Below are 15541 nucleotides of genomic sequence, written 5' to 3'. Positions count from 1 at the left end.
GGGAGCGCGCACGGCGACAAGGCTCCCGCAACGTCGTACGACCCCGGGAAGCAGCCCCAAGCATAGGTGATTCTCTCGGCGTTGCACCCAGGGGGGCCTTCATCGGACCACAACCCGTGGTGGCCGGGTCACATCCAACCACTAGATGTGGTGGGACGGATTCAACCCGCTCCTTCCGCGTGTCGCAAGCCGCCCGCCGGGCGCGCCACCGGAGGTCCGCGGTCGGCGGCGCGGCCGGGGTGTCGGTGACACACTGGAGGGCGGCGCCACCGCAGGGTCACGGCCGCCGCTTCCCGCGGTGCGGGAGGAACGGCGCGGGGCGCGCAGACCTCTTCGAGAATCGAACTTCCATTCGATCAATACACCCGGTACCTTGATCACGTCAGCGGATTTATGCAAATTCACTCGAACGTGTGTTTGGCGCAACCTTTCGAAACCCACTACCGTTGTACTAACTGCCCGCGGCTGGGAAGCGGGCCTCCCGCACTTCATGCGGTGGGAGAACATCTCGAAAGGGGCCGCCGTGACCACCGCCGCAGAGAGCGCCACAGCGACATTGACCGCCCATGACCGCTCCCCGGATCGAATCGGCCCGTTGGACGTGATGAACGAAGAGAACAGCCCGAAGCCCGCGCGCTCCCTTCCCGGACGGCCCCCGGGTATTCGCGCCGACAGCTCCGGCCTCACCGAACGCCAGCGCAGGGTCATCGACGTCATCAGGGATTCGGTGCAGCGCCGCGGATACCCGCCGTCCATGCGGGAAATCGGCCAGGCCGTGGGCCTGTCCAGCACGTCCTCGGTCGCCCACCAGCTCATGGCACTGGAGCGGAAAGGCTTTCTGCGCCGCGACCCGCACCGCCCGCGGGCGTACGAAGTGCGCGCCTCGGACGCGGGGCACCCGCAGCCGACCGACACCTCCGGCAAGCCCTCGGCCTCCTATGTGCCGCTGGTCGGCCGGATCGCCGCCGGCGGGCCGATCCTCGCCGAGGAGTCGGTGGAGGACGTCTTCCCGCTGCCGCGTCAACTCGTGGGCGACGGCGAGCTGTTCGTGCTGAAGGTGGTTGGTGACTCGATGATCGAGGCCGCCATCTGCGACGGCGACTGGGTCACCGTCCGCCGCCAGCCGGTCGCCGAGAACGGCGACATCGTCGCGGCCATGCTGGACGGTGAGGCCACCGTCAAGCGCTTCAAGCGGGACAACGGCCATGTGTGGCTGCTGCCGCACAACGCCGCCTACCAGCCCATCCCCGGCGACGAGGCGACCATCCTGGGCAAGGTCGTCGCGGTGCTGCGCCGCGTCTGAGCCCCGACCGCTCGGCCCCGGCCGCTCGTCCGCGTGCCCCGGAATCCGTACGACGGTTCCGGGGCCGGACTGTTCCTCCGCGGCCGGAGTGCTTCTCCGCGCACCGCAGCGGGGTGCTCAGGCCGTGACCGCGGCCTTCTCGGCAGTCGTCCCGGGGACCTTCCCGGTCGCCTTCTCCGCGGACGCGGCCTTCGCCGACGCGTCGATGGCGGCCAGTGAGCGGCGCACCTGGTTGCGGTCGGTCGTGTACCAGAGGTCGGGCATGGACGCCCGCAGGAAGCCGCCGTAGCGGGCGGTCGCGAGCCGCGGGTCCAGCACCGCGACGACCCCGCGGTCTCCCGAGGCCCTGATCAGCCGCCCGGCGCCCTGCGCCATCAGCAGCGCGGCATGCGTGGCGGCGACCGCCATGAATCCGTTCCCGCCGTGTTCCTCCACCGACTTCTGCCGGGCGCTCATCAGCGGGTCGTCGGGGCGCGGGAAGGGAATCCGGTCCATGACCACCAACTGGCAGTTCGCCCCCGGCACGTCCACGCCCTGCCACAGCGACAGCGTGCCGAAAAGGCATGTCCGGGCGTCCTGCCCGAAGGCCTTGATGAGCTCGCCCAGGGTCTCCTCGCCCTGCAGCAGCACCGGATGGTCCAGCCGCTCGCGCATCGCCTCCGCAGCCGCCTGCGCGCCCCGCATCGACGAGAAGAGCCCGAGCGTACGGCCGCCCGCCGCCTCGATCAGCTCGGCCAGTTCGTCCAGCATGTCGGCGCGGCCCGCGTCCCGGCCCGGCGCGGACAGATGCCGGGCGACGTACAGGATGCCCTGCTTGCGGTAGTCGAAGGGCGAGCCGACGTCGATGCCCTTCCAGCGTGCCTCCCCCTCCCCCGCGGTGCCCTCGGCGGAAAGGCCCATCGAGGCGGCCACCCCGTTGAAGTCCCCGCCGAGCTTGAGGGTCGCGGAGGTCAGCACGACGGAGCGCTCGGTGAACAGCTTCTCGCGCAGCAGGCCGGACACATTGAGCGGCGCGATCCGCAGCGAGGCACCGAAGCGGTCGTGGCGGTCGCACCACACCACGTCGTACTCCGACGCCGCGACGAGCCGCTCGCTCACGTCGTGCACGTTCTCCACGGCGCCGAGGGCCTGCTTGCGCACCGCGTCCTCGTCCTGCACCGACTTGTCGCGCGTGTCGCCCAGCGCGGTGATGACCTGCCGGCAGGCGTCGCGCAGCGCGGACAGGACGTAGAGCAGATCCTCGGGGATCTGCTCCAGCCGTCCGGGCAGCGCCAGCTCCATGACCCGTTCGAAGCCCTCGGCGGCGCTCAGCAGGGCGTCGGCGGCCTTCTCGTTGACGAGCCGGGCGGCGCGCTTGACCGCGCGGTTCACGCTTCCGGGGGTCAGCTCGCCCGTCGCGACACCCGTCACCCGGGAGACGAGCTCATGCCCCTCGTCGATGATCAGCACCTCGTGGGCGGGCAGCACCGGTGTGCCCTCGATGGCGTCGATCGCCAGCAGCGCGTGATTGGTGACCACCACGTCGGCCAGCTTGGCGCGCTCCCGCGCCGCCTCGGCGAAGCACTCGGCACCGTAGGCGCACTTGGTCGCGCCCAGGCACTCCCGCGAGCTGACCGACACCTGGCCCCACGCCCGGTCCGAGACGCCGGGGGTCAGGCCGTCGCGGTCGCCGGTCTCCGTCTCGTCCGCCCAGTCGCGCATACGGAGCAGGTCCTGGCCGAGCTTGCTGGTCGGCGCGGCGGCCTCGAAGGGGTCGAACAGGCCCTCTTCGTCGTCCTGCGGCACGCCCTCGTGGAGGCGGTGCAGGCACAAATAGTTCGACCTGCCCTTGAGCATGGCGAACTGCGGCTCGCGGCGCAGCAGCGGCTTGAGGGCCGCGACCGTACGGGGCAAATCCCGCTCCACGAGCTGGCGCTGCAGCGCCAGCGTGGCGGTGGCGACCACCACGCGCTCGCCGTGGGCGAGCGCGGGCACCAGATACCCCAGGGACTTGCCGGTGCCCGTGCCGGCCTGGACGAGCAGATGCGATGTGTCGTCCACGGCGGCGGCGACGGCCTCGGCCATGGCGACCTGCCCGGGCCGCTCCACGCCTCCGACGGCGGTGACGGCGGCGTGCAGCAGGTCGGTGAGTGCGGGTGGGGACGTGTCAGTCATAGGAAGGCAAGCCTACGGGCAGCCACCGACAACGCCGTCCGATTCCACGCCTTCCACCCGTCCCGGCGACCGGTCCGGCCGGGCGGTGCTAGCTTCTGGACACATGCCGTTCGAGCGCCGCCTGACCCTGGACACCTCGGCCGCGGAGTACGTGATCGACGTGGCCAACGTCGTACGCGAACCGGCGCTCGGCGGCGAGCGGGCCGCGGACCTCGCCCGGCTCGCGGGCGTACTGGACGCGCTGGCGGACTTCGCCCGCGACCCGGCCGTGCAGGTGTACGCGATCACCGACCGCGCGCTGCTCACCGACGGGCGCCTGACGGCCGCCGAACGCCACGACCTCGGCCGCTGGTACGCCGGCGGGAAGCTGGAAGTGCTGCCGCGCGCGGACGACCGCATCCTGGAGCTGGCCGACGCGCTCGGCCTGCGGGTGGTCAGCGCCGACAACTTCCTGGACTTCCACCGCGCCTACCCGTGGATCCCCGGCGACCGGGACCGCTTCCTGCGCCCTGTCCTGCAGCCCGACGGAAGCGTGGGCGTGCGCCCGCGGATCATGCCGGTGCCCGAGGAGTGGCAGGTCTCCCGCAAGGAGGAGGAAGGGCTGCTGCTGCAGGCGGGCGTGGTCCGGCGCTGGGAGCCGTCGGCCCGCCACCGCGCGGTGCTCAGCCGCGAGTGGCGCTGCCCGGAGCCCGGCTGCCCGCTGTTCGGCTCCGCCGAGCATCCCGGGACGGCGCTGCCCCGCCGCCGCAAGGACCAGGTGCTGTGCCCCACGCACGGCGTGCCGCTCGCCGACGCCGGGCCGCGTGCGCCCCGCGCGCAGGTCAAGGTGGTCATGGACGGGACGGTGCGGGGCCGCTTCATGGTGACCGAGGGCGAGCCGGTGGCCGTGGGCCGCGCGCCGGCCGGCGGCGGCGTGGCGCTCGGCGCCTGGATCGACGACACCGCGGTGGAGTCCGTGAGCCGTACGCATGTGGTGCTGCGCTACCAGGGCGGCGCGCTGAGCGTCCTGGACGAGCGCAGTGCGAACGGTACGAGGGTGCGGCGCAGGCTGCCCGACCGGGACACCGTGCTGCCGCTGGCCCGCGGAATCGTGCGCATATTGCACAGGGGTGAGTCGGTGATGCTGCACGACCGGCTGGAACTGCTGCCGAGCGGGCGCCAGTTCGTCTTCGAGGACGACCCGACCGACGGTACGGTCGGACCGCAGGAGAGCGCCGCGGTGGCGGAGCCGACCATGATGCGGCTGCCGTTGCACGGCATGGAATGAGCGGGGTTCGCGTGACGGGCGAGGTGGGCACCGGTACGGTCCTCAGCGGTCGCTACCGGCTGGAGGAACTGCTGGGCGGCGGCGGGTTCGGGCAGGTCTACACGGCCGTCGACCAGAGCCTGGGCCGCCGGGTCGCGGTGAAGGTCCTGATGCTGCGCCCGGAGTGGGCCGAGGTCGAACGCAGTGAAAGGCAGGGCCGTTTCCGCCGGGAGGCGGTCGCCGCTGCCGGGCTCAGCCACCCCAATGTGGCGACGGTCCACGACGCCGGCGAGCACGAAGGCCGGCCGTTCCTCGTCATGGAGTTGCTGGCGGGCACCGATTTCCGCCGCGTATTGCTGGACCGCGGCGGGCTGCCGGTGCCGGACGTCCTCGCCTATGGCGCGCAGATCTGCGCGGGGTTGCAGCACGCGCACGAGCGCGGCCTGGTGCACCGCGACATCAAGCCCGAGAATCTGATGCTGCTCCCGGACGGCGTCGTCAAAATCTGCGACTTCGGCCTGGTCGCGAACAGCGAGTCGGACGCGACGCGCTATACCGAGCCGCAGGCACTGCTCGGATCGCCGCCGTATTTCACCCCGGAGCAGGCGCTCGGCGGTGAGGTCACCGCGCAGTCGGACCTGTATTCGCTCGGCTGCGTCCTCTACGCGATGCTCGCCGAGGGGCCGCCGTTCACCGCGGGGAATTACATCGGCTACGCCTATCTCCACGTGCACGAGGAGCCGGAGCCGATCGTGAACCGGCGGCCGGAGGTCCCGCCGGAGCTGGCCCGCCTGGTGCACCAGTTGCTCGAAAAGGTGCCCCGGGACCGCCCGGCGGACGCCAAGGAGGTGGCGGAGCGGCTGCGCGCGATGATGCGGCCCGCGGCGCTGCGGCGGACGCCGACCGCGCTGGACCGCGGGGCCCGGCATCTGGTGTGGACCCTCGTCGAGGAGGGTGAGGCGCTGCTGGCCGCGGGACGCTTCCACGAGGCGGACGACCGCTACTGGCAGGCGCGGCAGCACCTGGTGCGCCAGGGCGCGGAGGACGAGCCGGCGTCCTTTGCCGCGCTCTTCGGCCGGGCCCGGGCCCTGGAGGGCCTGAACGGCGTCCGAGCGACGCGCCGGCAGTTCGAGGAGCTCGCCGCCAGCACCGCCGCGGCGCTCGGCCCCGAGCATCCGCTGACCCGCTGCACGGCCGCGTACGCGTCGGTCAGGGCAGCACGTTGACGTTGACGTCGGCTGCGAGGCGGAAGGTGTCGCCCGGCCGCAGTGGCGCCTGCTCGTTCGACGGGAGCCGGTAGCCGCGCACATAGGTGCCGTTGGTGGAGCCCTCGTCCGCTATCCAGGCCGAGCCGTCGGCCTCGACGCCGACCCGGGCGTGGATGCGCGACAGGTTGTCGCGGCGCGCGAGGAAGGTCACGGCCGGGCACAGTTGCGGGTCGCGGCCGAGCCGTATGGAGTAGCCGGGCGCCACCTCGACGACCTCGCCGTCGGGGAAGTGCAGCCGCAGGACGTGCAGTGGTACGTCCCTGCGGGTGCCGGCCGGGTGGGGCGGGGCGCCGGGGATGACGTGGATGACCCGGGTGTGCTCCGAGTCGTCGGCCGCGCGGCCCTCCCTGGCCATGGCCGCGGGCGCCGCGGCCGGGGGCTGCGCGGGCCGCGGCGGAGCCGGGCGGGGCAGCCGCTCGGTGGGGGCGGTCGGGGAGACGCGGGGCTCGGCGGCGGCGTGCGCCGCGGCCATGAGCGCGAAGGGCACGAAGCAGCCCTGGCAGACGAGTTGCCCGGCGAAGGAAACCGGGGTGCCGCACTCCGGGCACGATCCGGCGCCCGTCTCCTCGCGCATCAGCCCCCTCCCTCCGCCGGTACGTCCGGTGCCGCGATCGTATCCGCTGGGCCGCGGCGGCGCGGCGCGACCTCAGAGGGCGTGCAGCGGGTTGGGGACGGTACCGTGGACGGCGGCGTGCGGGCGCTGCGGGCGGTCGCGGTAGCCGTTCGTGTGCAGCCTGTTGCGGTTGAGGCACAGGCGGTCGATGCGCTCGGTCAGCAGGTCGAAGGTGGCGAATCGTTCCTTGAGCTCGGGGAAGCGCTCGTGGTGGCGCAGGATCTCCGCCCGCACCAACTGCCAGAACTCGGCCTCGGGCACCCCGAGCTGCTCCTCGCACAGCGGCGCGAGGAAGCGCAGTACGCCCACGAAGAGGCCCGAGTGGATGAACTGGGTGAGAAAGGCCGGCTCCTCGGTGAGCAGGACCGACCTGACGTCGCCGGGCATGGTGGCGTGCTCGGGAAGCGGTTCCGCGCTGACGTTGACGTCGTCGACGAAGTCCTTGACCGCCAGCCGCACGGGGATGTCGTGGTCGTCGAAGACGACGATGGCGTTCTCGCCGTGCGGCGAGAAGACCGTCCCGTAGCGGTAGAGGAAGTGCAGCAGCGGCGGCAGCAGCGCGGCGAACAGGTGCCGCAGCCAGGCGTCGGGGGCGAGCCCCGAGCGGGCGACCAGTTCGGCGGCGAACGCCCGGCCGTCGGGATCGGTGTACAGCAGGGCGGCGAGGGTGCGGGCGCGCTCGCCGGGTTCCAGGTACGGCCCCAGCGGCTCGCGCCAGATGCAGCCGAGCAGTTCGCGGTACTGGTACGGCACGGTCGGCAGCCGGTCGAACTGCGGGTGGGCGACGGTCACGGAGGCGACCTCGCCGAGCAGGATGACCCTGGTCTCGTCCCGCAGAAACGAATCGCCCGCACGGAGCCCGTCGACCCACGCGGTGACGGCGGGCGCGGCCAGGGTGCGCTCGGTGGGCAGTCCGCGCCAGACGAGGGTGTTGAGCACCGACAGCGGCAGTTTCACCGTACGGCGCTGCGGATGGCTGGCGTTGAGAAAGGTCCTGATGGACTGCTGCGGCAGCCTGAGGTCGTTGTCGGTGCCGAGGTGCATGACGGATCCGTCGGCGATGGACGGCGCGAAGAGCGGCAGCACGACGTTCTCCCACTGCCAGGGGTGCACCGGCAGCAGCAGGTGGTCGGCGGGGTTGCGGCCCCGGTCGGCGATGGCGTGGTGGAAGGCGTCGAGGGTGGCGGGCGGCAGCTCGTCCGCGTAGAGCAGGTCGGGGGTGGCGAGGGTGGCGACACCGCGGTATCGGGCCAGGCTGTTGTGCACGGCGATCCACGGCAGCCGGTGCTGCCTGCGGGCTTCCGGGGCCCAGCGGGCGGCGTCGGCGTCGGAGAACCCGATACGCCCCTTGTTGGCGACGAGCCAGGGGTGCCCGGTCTGGTGCCCCTCGACCTCGGCGTAGTCGAGGTCGGCGAGGTCCGCGACGGGCGGCGCGGCGGCGTCCAGCCGCAGGTCGGCCCGCAAGGTGGTGAGGATCTCCCGCATCAGGTGCCCGGTGGTGTCGCCGTCGAGGCCGAGGACGGCGTCATGGGCGTGGCTGAGGAAGTGCAGCGGGTCGCCGCTCGGTCTGATGCTCGCCGGGTCCACCTGCCAGCTGCCGTACGCGCCTCTGCGGGCGTGGAAGCGGTACGTGAGGGTGTCGCTGAGCCGCAGCCGGTAGGCGTCGGGTCCGCAGGCGGGGTCCGGCTCGGGGGTGATCACCTCCTCGTAGGCGAATTCGGCGAGCATCTTGGCCAGCAGTCGCCGGGCCGCTCGCTGCCAGGCGGCGGCGTCGGAGGGCGGGGATGTGGTGATCACGGTGGACTCCTGCGGGGCCGGTGTGCAGGTGGAAGGTGGGGCGGTGGTTCACAGCAGGCGGCGCAGTGCGCGCTCGCGGATCATGAGGGCGGCGCGCTTGCCGGGCAGCCCGATCTCCGCGGAGAGCCGGAAGCCGGCGGTGAGGAAGGCCGCCACGGACGGGATGTTGCGCAGGTCCGGTTCGGCGACGACGCGGGCGCAGTCCGGACGGTTGTCCAGGACCATGTCGGCGACCGCCGCGATGAGCGCGGCGCCGAGGCCGCGACCGCGGTCGGCGCGGGCGCCGATCAGCAGGTGGATACCGGTGTCCTGCGGCCTGGCGGCATAGGCGCGGGCCAGCGGGTCGAGGTCGGCGCGGTAGACCTCCCAGTAGCTCATCGGGGTGCCGTCCAGCAGACCGAGGCAGGGGACGCTGCGGCCGTCGCCGCCGGTCTGCGCGGCAATGTGCCGGGCCGTCACCGCGGGCTCCCCGGCGAGCTCCCAGAACGCGGCCACGGCCGGGTCGTTCATCCAGCCGCCGACGAGGGCGAGATCGCGCCCCGGGTGGGCGGGGACGAGCCGGAAGGTGCCGAACGGGGTGCCCGCCGGCGGCCAGCCCTCGACGGCGCCGACGAGCGCCTTGGCGGGCCCCTGGCCGGCCGCCGGCGGGGAGCCGGTGGTGGGGGCCGGGGGGCGGGGTACGGGGGCGGCGAGGAGGGCGCCGGTGACCGCTGGGCGTGCCAGGTCCAGGGTGTCCTCGGTGCCGGGGTGCGCGGGTGACACGCTGCTCCTCCTCTCCTGGGGCTGAGCCTGCTCGTGCGGTCAGGGGGCCAGCGGGTTCGGCACGGTGACGTAGACGGACTGGGTGTCCACCGGGCCGACGAGTTCGTCCATGCCGTGCAGCCGGGTCAGCAGATTGGCCTTGCAGCGCAGCCCGGTGGCGGTCAGCAGCCGCTCCGGGAGGCTGCTGCCGGTGTCCGGGGCCGCCGCGGCGAGGAAGCGGCGGAAGGCGGCGATCAGCACGGCCTCGTCGGCCAGCCCCTGCGAGCCGAGGGCGCCGACGAGGCCGAGGACGTTGTTGATGCCGACGTAGTAGGCGAAGCGTTCGTCGGCGACGTCGTCGGCGACGAAGGTGTCGCTGGCGGCTCCGATGCCGGGCAGCCGTGCTTCGAGGTCGGCCCGGTGCGACTCCCGGTAGTAGTAGCCCTGGTTGTCGCGGTAGCGGCCTCCGCGGGGCCAGCCGTCGGCGTCGAGCAGCACCAGGGTGTTCTGCTGGTGCGCCTCCAGCGCGATGCCCGCCTGGCCGTCCAGCCACAGCAGCGGCCGGACGACCGCGTCGAGGTAGCGCAGGAACCACTCGGTGGCGACGGCGGGCGCGGGCCGGCCGGTGCGCGCGGCGAGGCCGGCGACGACCAGGGCCAGCCGCGAGCGCAGTTCGGGCGTCCCGCTGCCGGTGGGCCAGGGGCGCGGCGAGGTCAGCCCGGCGACGCAGTGCGCCCGGTCGCCGGGGCCGAACGGGTTGTGCCGCAGTACGACGTCGAGGCCCTGCACCGGCTCGCCGTCCGGCGTGTCCACCGCGAGCCACGCGGGGTCGCGGACGATGTCGAAGCCGGGGTGCGCGGCGTGCCATTGTGCGGCCAGGCCGCTGCGGAGCAGCCGGTGGACCTCGGTGCCGCGCAGCAGTTCCTTGCGCAGGTTCTCACGGCGGGAGTTGGTGATCCGCACGCCGAGCGACAGCTTCAGCATGGCGGGCGTGTCCGGCCGGTAGACGGTGCGGACCGACGAGGTGGGGTGCCAGGGCTCGCCGTACGGGCCGAGGTCGCGCAGTAGGCCGGCGTCGAAGAGGGTCCGCACGGCGGGCCGGTGGAGGATGTCCCGGGCCTGCCAGGGGTGCAGCGGCAGCAGGGCCGCGCCGTCCGCGGCGTGCGGGTGCGGTCCGGCGAAGGAGCCGATGAGGTCGGCGGCGCCGATGGGGCGGCCCCGCTCGGTCCAGGCGGAGTCCGTGGCGAGGACCGCGGGGTCCACCGCGAGCCAGTGCAGCGGGAAGGAGCCGCGGGTCTCCGGTGAGTAGGCGGCGGTCTCGGCGTCGGCCAGCCCGTCGCGGCTCTTGGGGGCGGGGTGTATCGGGTGGCCGAGGATCAGCGCCTGCTCGGAGTCCAGGAACGGCAGTTCGGGCTCGGCCGCGCCGGGTTCCCGGCGGCGTTCGGTGACGAAGGCGGCGGTGCGGCGTACGGAGTCGGCGACGCGCGCCACGAGGTCGGCGGCTTCCGCCGGCGCGCCGCCGCCTTCCCTGGCCAGCAGTGCCGACAGGTCCACGGCGGTGAGCGCGGGGCCCGCGGGGGTCAGCCGGGCGGGCGCGAAGCGGTGGTGGCCGGTCGGGGACCAGTAGCGGACGGCTGCGCGGGCCTCGGTGCCGCTCGCAGGGAGCGCGATACGCAGCGTGGCGTCGGCGGGCCGGGGCACGGCCCGCTCGCGTACCCAGCAGCGCAGCAGGTTGTCCGTGGCGGCTGCGTCGGCGACGGCGTAGGCGTCGGGGTGGTGCAGCGGGTCGGGGCCGGTCTGCGGTGTGCTCGCCTCGTCGGGGAGCGGCGGGCGGGGCAGCGGCACGGTGGCCGGCGACGGGGCCGATGCCGCGGCCGGTTCCGGCGGCTGCACGGGGGCGGTTCCTGCGGGGGCGGTCATGCGGGGGCTCCACTGGTCGTTGCCGCGCGGCTGCGGTGGGGGGCGGGCTTCGGCGTCATGCGGCGGCGCCGGGGGCGGTCGCGCGGGCGGCTTCGATGGCTCCGGCGAGGCGGTCCAGGACGGCTTCTGCCTGCTCGTCGGTGATGGTCAGCGGGGGCAGCAGCCGGACGACGCTGCCGTGCCTGCCGCCCAGTTCGACGATCAGGCCGCGGTCGAGGGCCGCACGCTGGATGTGCCGGGCCAGGTGGGGTGCGGCGGGCAGGGCGCCGTGGTCGTCGGGCTCGGCGCCGGTGTCGACGATTTCCACGCCGATCATCAGGCCGCGGCCCCGTACGTCGCCGATGCAGGCGTGGTGTGCCGCCAGTCCGCGCAGCCGGCCGAGGATGCGGGCGCCGACGGTCTCGGCACGCTCGTGCAGCGCGTGCCGGCGGACGAAGCTGAGGGTCGCGGCGCCCGCGGCCATCGCGAGCTGGTTCCCGCGGAAGGTCCCGGCGTGGGCGCCGGGCAGCCAGCCGTCGAGTTCCTCGCGGTAGACGATGACGGCGAGCGGCAGGCTGCCCCCGATGGCCTTGGACAGGACCATCACGTCGGGCACGATCCCGCTGCGTTCCACGGCCCAGAACGTGCCGGTCCTGCCCACGCCGGTCTGGACCTCGTCGACGATCAGCGGGATGTCCCGCTCGGCGGTGATCTGCCGCATCCGGCGCAGCCAGCCGTCGGGGGCGGGAACGACGCCGCCCTCCCCCTGCACCGCCTCCAGCAGCATCGCCGCGGGCGGCTGCACCCCGCCCTTGGGATCGTCCAGCACATGCGCGGTCCATCGCGCGGACAGCTCCGCGCCGCGGTCCCCGCCGACACCGAAGGGGCAGCGGTAGTCGTACGGATAGGGCAGCCGGGTGACGTGGGCGTCCGCTCCCGGCAGTGCGGCGCGGACCGCGGTGTCGCCCGTGGCGGCCAGTGCCGCCGCCGTCATGCCGTGGTAGGCGCCGGAGAAGGCCAGCAGCCCGGCGCGCCCGGTGGCGGTCCTGGCGAGCTTGATCGCCGCCTCGACGGCATCGGTCCCGGCCGGGCCGCAGAACTGGATGCGGCCGTGCTCGGCGAGTTGCGGCGGCAGCGTCTCGAACAGGGCGGTGGTGAAAGCGTCCTTGACCGGCGTCGCGAGGTCGAGGACGTGCAGGGGCGCGCCGGAGTCCAGGACGCCCCTGATGGCCTCAAGGACCACCGGGTGGTTGTGGCCGAGGGCGAGTGTGCCGGCGCCCGACAGGCAGTCCAGGTAGCGGCGGCCGTCGGCGCCCTCGACGGTCATGCCGCGGGCGCGGACCGGCACCACGGGCAGCGCCCGCGCGTACGTCCGGGCGGCCGACTCCCGCTGTGCCTGTCTGCGCAGGATCCCCTCCGCCGCCGTGAAGTCGCCGGCCGCTGCCGCCAGTTGTCCCGGCATGCTGGAAATGGCCGCCACGTGCTGTCTCCTCCGAGTCGCCTGCAGTCCGGTCTTCGCCGTCTCGTCCCCTGCCGGTATTAACGACGCGGTGACGGACCGATCACGGGCCGCGCACAGATCTTTCCGGCCGGAACCGCGCGCAGGCGGCCGGCCGTCCCTCCCAGCGGCGGTGCGGACACGCGCCGCGCGTGCCGGACGCGCAACTGCCCTTCCGGCGCGCCGATCACGCAGGGGGCTCACGTTCATGTCATCGATAGGCCGGCCGTTCCTGGCAGTCGCGGCAGCCGTGGTGCTCGTCGCCACCGCGAGCGCGTGCGACTCCTCGGACGGCGGGGGCGACAGCAAGCCCGCGTCCACGCACACGGTGACGGCGAAGCCCAAGCTCGACCTCTCCCTTCCCTCGTCGCTGCCCACCAGCGCCGCGGACCTGAAGAAGTGGGAAGAGGCGTACAAGCGGGGCGCCTGGAAGAACTGGGACAAGTCGCAGTGGCTGCGCAAGGCGGCGGATTTCGTCAACCCGGTCATCGACGGCCTGTGGAACGACGACCGCATGAGGGGCGCCGACCCCGAGGACAAGAACGTCCCCGCCGACGTCCCCGCCGACCAGGGGCAGACCGACCCGGCACCGCCGCCGGTGACTGCGCAGCGGGTCGCGGCGCCGTACCACCGGAGCGCCCCTGACGTCGGGAAGCTCTTCTTCGACAGCCCCCAGGGGTCGATGGTCTGCTCGGCGACGGTGATCCAGGACCCGGCACATCCCGGCAAGTCCAACCTCGTGTGGACGGCGGGCCACTGTGTGCACGCCGGCGCGGAAGGCGGCTGGTACCGCAACATCGCGTTCGTGCCGGCGTACAACGACGCCGGGCAGAGCGCGGCGGCGCTCAAGGGGGCCGAGCGCGACGTGCTGGCTCCCTACGGCGTGTTCTGGGCGGACGGGGCGAGTACGTCGCAGCAGTGGATCGACACCGGTGCGGAGGAGGGCGGCAGCGGCTCGCCGTACGACTTCGCGGTGCTGCATGTGACGCCGGAGAAGGGCGGCAAGTCGCTGGAGGAGACGGTCGGTTCCGCCATGCCGGTGTGGTTCGACGCGCCGGCGACCGCGCAGGTCGGCACGCTGGACGCCTGGGGATATCCCGCGGCGCCGCCGTACGACGGGCAGCGGATGTACAACTGCGCGGGCAAGCCGGGCCGGCTCTCGCTCGATGCCGGGCAGCCGACCGAATACCGCATCGGCTGCACCATGACGGCGGGATCGTCGGGCGGTGGATGGTTCGCGACCCGTCCGGACGGCAAGACGGCGCTGGTCAGCAACACCTCGATCGGCCCGGTGACGGCCACCTGGCTGGCGGGACCGCGGCTCGGCGCGGACGCCGAGAAGGTCTACGACGCGGTGGTGAAGAAGTTCAGCTGACGCAATAGGCCGCGCCCACGCGGAAGGGCCCGCCACATGGTGGCGGGCCCTGCACCATATGCCGCGTGGTCAGTGCCGGGCGGCGAGGGTGAACGGGGCCAGCTCCGCGGCCATTTCCTCGTGCACCCGCACCTTGAGCAGAGTGCCGTCGCCGGTGTGCTCCTCGGAGAGCACCTCGCCGCCGGCGTGGACCCGCGAGACCAGGCCGCCGTGGGTGTACGGCACCAGGGCCTCCACCTCGACGTCCGGGCGCGGCAGTTCGTCGTCGACCAGCTGCAGCAGCTCGTCGATGCCCTGGCCGGTGCGCGCCGAGACCGCGATGGCCCGCTTCTCCTCGCGCAGCAGCCGCTGGAGCACCAGCGGGTCGGCCGCGTCGGCCTTGTTGACCACGACGATCTCCGGCACGTCGAGTGCGCCGACGTCGCGGAAGACCTCGCGGACCGCCGCCAGCTGCTCCTCGGGCGCCGGGTGCGAGCCGTCCACCACGTGCAGGATCAGGTCGGCGTCGCCGACCTCCTCCATCGTGGAGCGGAACGCCTCCACCAGGTGGTGCGGCAGGTGCCGCACGAACCCGACGGTGTCGGCGAGGGTGTAGAGCCGCCCGCTGGGCGTCTCGGCGCGGCGCACGGTCGGGTCCAGGGTGGCGAACAGCGCGTTCTCCACCAGGACGCCGGCACCGGTGAGGCGGTTGAGCAGCGAGGACTTGCCGGCGTTGGTGTAGCCGGCGATGGCCACCGACGGCACCTTGTGCCGCTTGCGCTCCTGCCGCTTGAGGTCGCGGCCGGTCTTCATCTCCGCGATCTCCCGGCGCATCTTCGCCATCTTCTCGCGGATGCGCCGCCGGTCGGTCTCGATCTTGGTCTCACCGGGACCACGCGTGGCCATGCCGCCGCCGGACGAGCCGGAGCCGCCACCACCCATCTGCCGGGACAGCGACTGGCCCCAGCCGCGCAGCCTGGGCAGCATGTACTGCATCTGGGCCAGGGAGACCTGCGCCTTGCCCTCGCGGGACTTGGCGTGCTGGGCGAAGATGTCCAGGATCAGCGCGGTGCGGTCGACGACCTTCACCTTGACGACGTCCTCGAGGTGGATGAGCTGGCCGGGGCTCAGCTCACCGTCGCAGACCACGGTGTCGGCGCCACTGTCGACGACGATGTCGCGCAGCTCCTGCGCCTTGCCCGAGCCGATGTACGTGGCCGGGTCCGGCTTGTCCCGGCGCTGGACGACACCGTCCAGGACGAGCGCGCCGGCGGTCTCGGCGAGTGCCGCGAGCTCGGCGAGGGAGTTCTCGGCGTCCTCGGCGGTGCCGGAGGTCCACACCCCGACGAGTACCACGCGCTCCAGGCGGAGCTGCCGGTACTCGACCTCGGTGACGTCCTCCAGCTCGGTGGACATTCCGGCGACCCGGCGCAGCGACGCGCGGTCCTCGCGGTCGAGCTGGTCGCCGTCCCGCTCTCCGTCGATGCGCTCGCTCCAGGCGACGTCCTCCTCCATCAGGGCGTCGGCCCGAAGGCTCTCGGCGTGGCGCTGGCGATCGGGCGAGGAGGAAGAGGCAGAGGAAGAGGCAGAGAAGGTCATCAGATCCTTAGGTAGGTTTCATCCCGTTTCGTGGGCGGCGCGTGTACGCGCCGTCATTACGATGGTCGC

The 15541-nt window shown here is 73.2% G+C and carries 11 protein-coding genes; 4 read left to right on the top strand and 7 right to left on the bottom strand.

Annotated features, from left to right (window positions below):
• The first annotated feature begins 523 nt into the window (after positions 1–523).
• Positions 524–1303, top strand: coding sequence for a transcriptional repressor LexA (gene lexA / locus HCN08_RS29745; RefSeq protein ID WP_031513036.1), 780 nt, complete (start codon positions 524–526; stop codon positions 1301–1303).
• Between the two features lie 117 nt (positions 1304–1420).
• On the opposite strand, the gene HCN08_RS29740 is transcribed toward lexA, so the two are convergent.
• Entirely contained in the window at positions 1421–3457 is a 2037-nt protein-coding gene (locus HCN08_RS29740; protein ID WP_167986394.1) for an ATP-dependent DNA helicase, read from the bottom strand.
• 103 nt (positions 3458–3560) lie between these two features.
• Here HCN08_RS29740 and HCN08_RS29735 point away from each other — a divergent pair, with 103 nt between their 5' ends.
• Both HCN08_RS29735 and HCN08_RS29730 read left to right on the top strand, forming a co-directional pair.
• Positions 3561–4724, top strand: coding sequence for an FHA domain-containing protein (locus HCN08_RS29735; RefSeq protein WP_167986393.1), 1164 nt, complete (start codon positions 3561–3563; stop codon positions 4722–4724).
• A gap of 11 nt (positions 4725–4735) precedes the next feature.
• The gene (locus HCN08_RS29730; protein WP_167986392.1) at positions 4736–5929 is read left to right on the top strand and encodes a serine/threonine-protein kinase; all 1194 of its coding nucleotides are present in this window, start codon (positions 4736–4738) and stop codon (positions 5927–5929) included.
• On the opposite strand, the gene HCN08_RS29725 is transcribed toward HCN08_RS29730, so the two are convergent.
• The 5 genes from HCN08_RS29725 to HCN08_RS29705 form a co-directional block, all read right to left on the bottom strand.
• Entirely contained in the window at positions 5913–6545 is a 633-nt protein-coding gene (locus HCN08_RS29725) for an FHA domain-containing protein (RefSeq protein WP_167986391.1), read from the bottom strand. The two genes, HCN08_RS29730 and HCN08_RS29725, sit on opposite strands and share 17 nt — an antisense overlap.
• 72 nt (positions 6546–6617) lie before the next feature.
• Positions 6618–8381 (bottom strand): IucA/IucC family protein, encoded by a 1764-nt coding sequence (locus HCN08_RS29720; RefSeq protein ID WP_322974771.1) that lies wholly within the window; start codon positions 8379–8381, stop codon positions 6618–6620.
• A 48-nt stretch (positions 8382–8429) separates the two neighbouring features.
• Positions 8430–9143 (bottom strand): GNAT family N-acetyltransferase, encoded by a 714-nt coding sequence (locus tag HCN08_RS29715; RefSeq protein WP_167986390.1) that lies wholly within the window; start codon positions 9141–9143, stop codon positions 8430–8432.
• A gap of 39 nt (positions 9144–9182) precedes the next feature.
• Positions 9183–11042 (bottom strand): IucA/IucC family protein, encoded by a 1860-nt coding sequence (locus tag HCN08_RS29710; RefSeq protein ID WP_167986389.1) that lies wholly within the window; start codon positions 11040–11042, stop codon positions 9183–9185.
• A 55-nt stretch (positions 11043–11097) separates the two neighbouring features.
• On the bottom strand, positions 11098–12483 hold the full coding sequence (locus tag HCN08_RS29705; RefSeq protein ID WP_167986419.1) for a diaminobutyrate--2-oxoglutarate transaminase family protein: 1386 nt from the start codon (positions 12481–12483) through the stop codon (positions 11098–11100).
• 244 nt (positions 12484–12727) lie between these two features.
• Between HCN08_RS29705 and HCN08_RS29700 the strand changes: the two genes are divergently transcribed.
• Positions 12728–13894: a trypsin-like serine peptidase gene (locus HCN08_RS29700; protein ID WP_167986388.1), complete on the top strand. Its 1167-nt coding sequence runs from the start codon at positions 12728–12730 to the stop codon at positions 13892–13894.
• A 69-nt stretch (positions 13895–13963) separates the two neighbouring features.
• Here HCN08_RS29700 and hflX read toward each other — a convergent pair whose 3' ends face one another.
• On the bottom strand, positions 13964–15472 hold the full coding sequence (hflX, locus tag HCN08_RS29695) for a GTPase HflX (protein WP_167986387.1): 1509 nt from the start codon (positions 15470–15472) through the stop codon (positions 13964–13966).
• Positions 15473–15541: the final 69 nt, after the last annotated feature.

This window comes from Actinacidiphila epipremni (genome assembly GCF_012034175.1).
Lineage (GTDB): Bacteria > Actinomycetota > Actinomycetes > Streptomycetales > Streptomycetaceae > Actinacidiphila > Actinacidiphila epipremni.
Note: the sequence above shows the minus strand (reverse complement) of the source record. Positions and strands in the feature narration are given on the sequence as shown.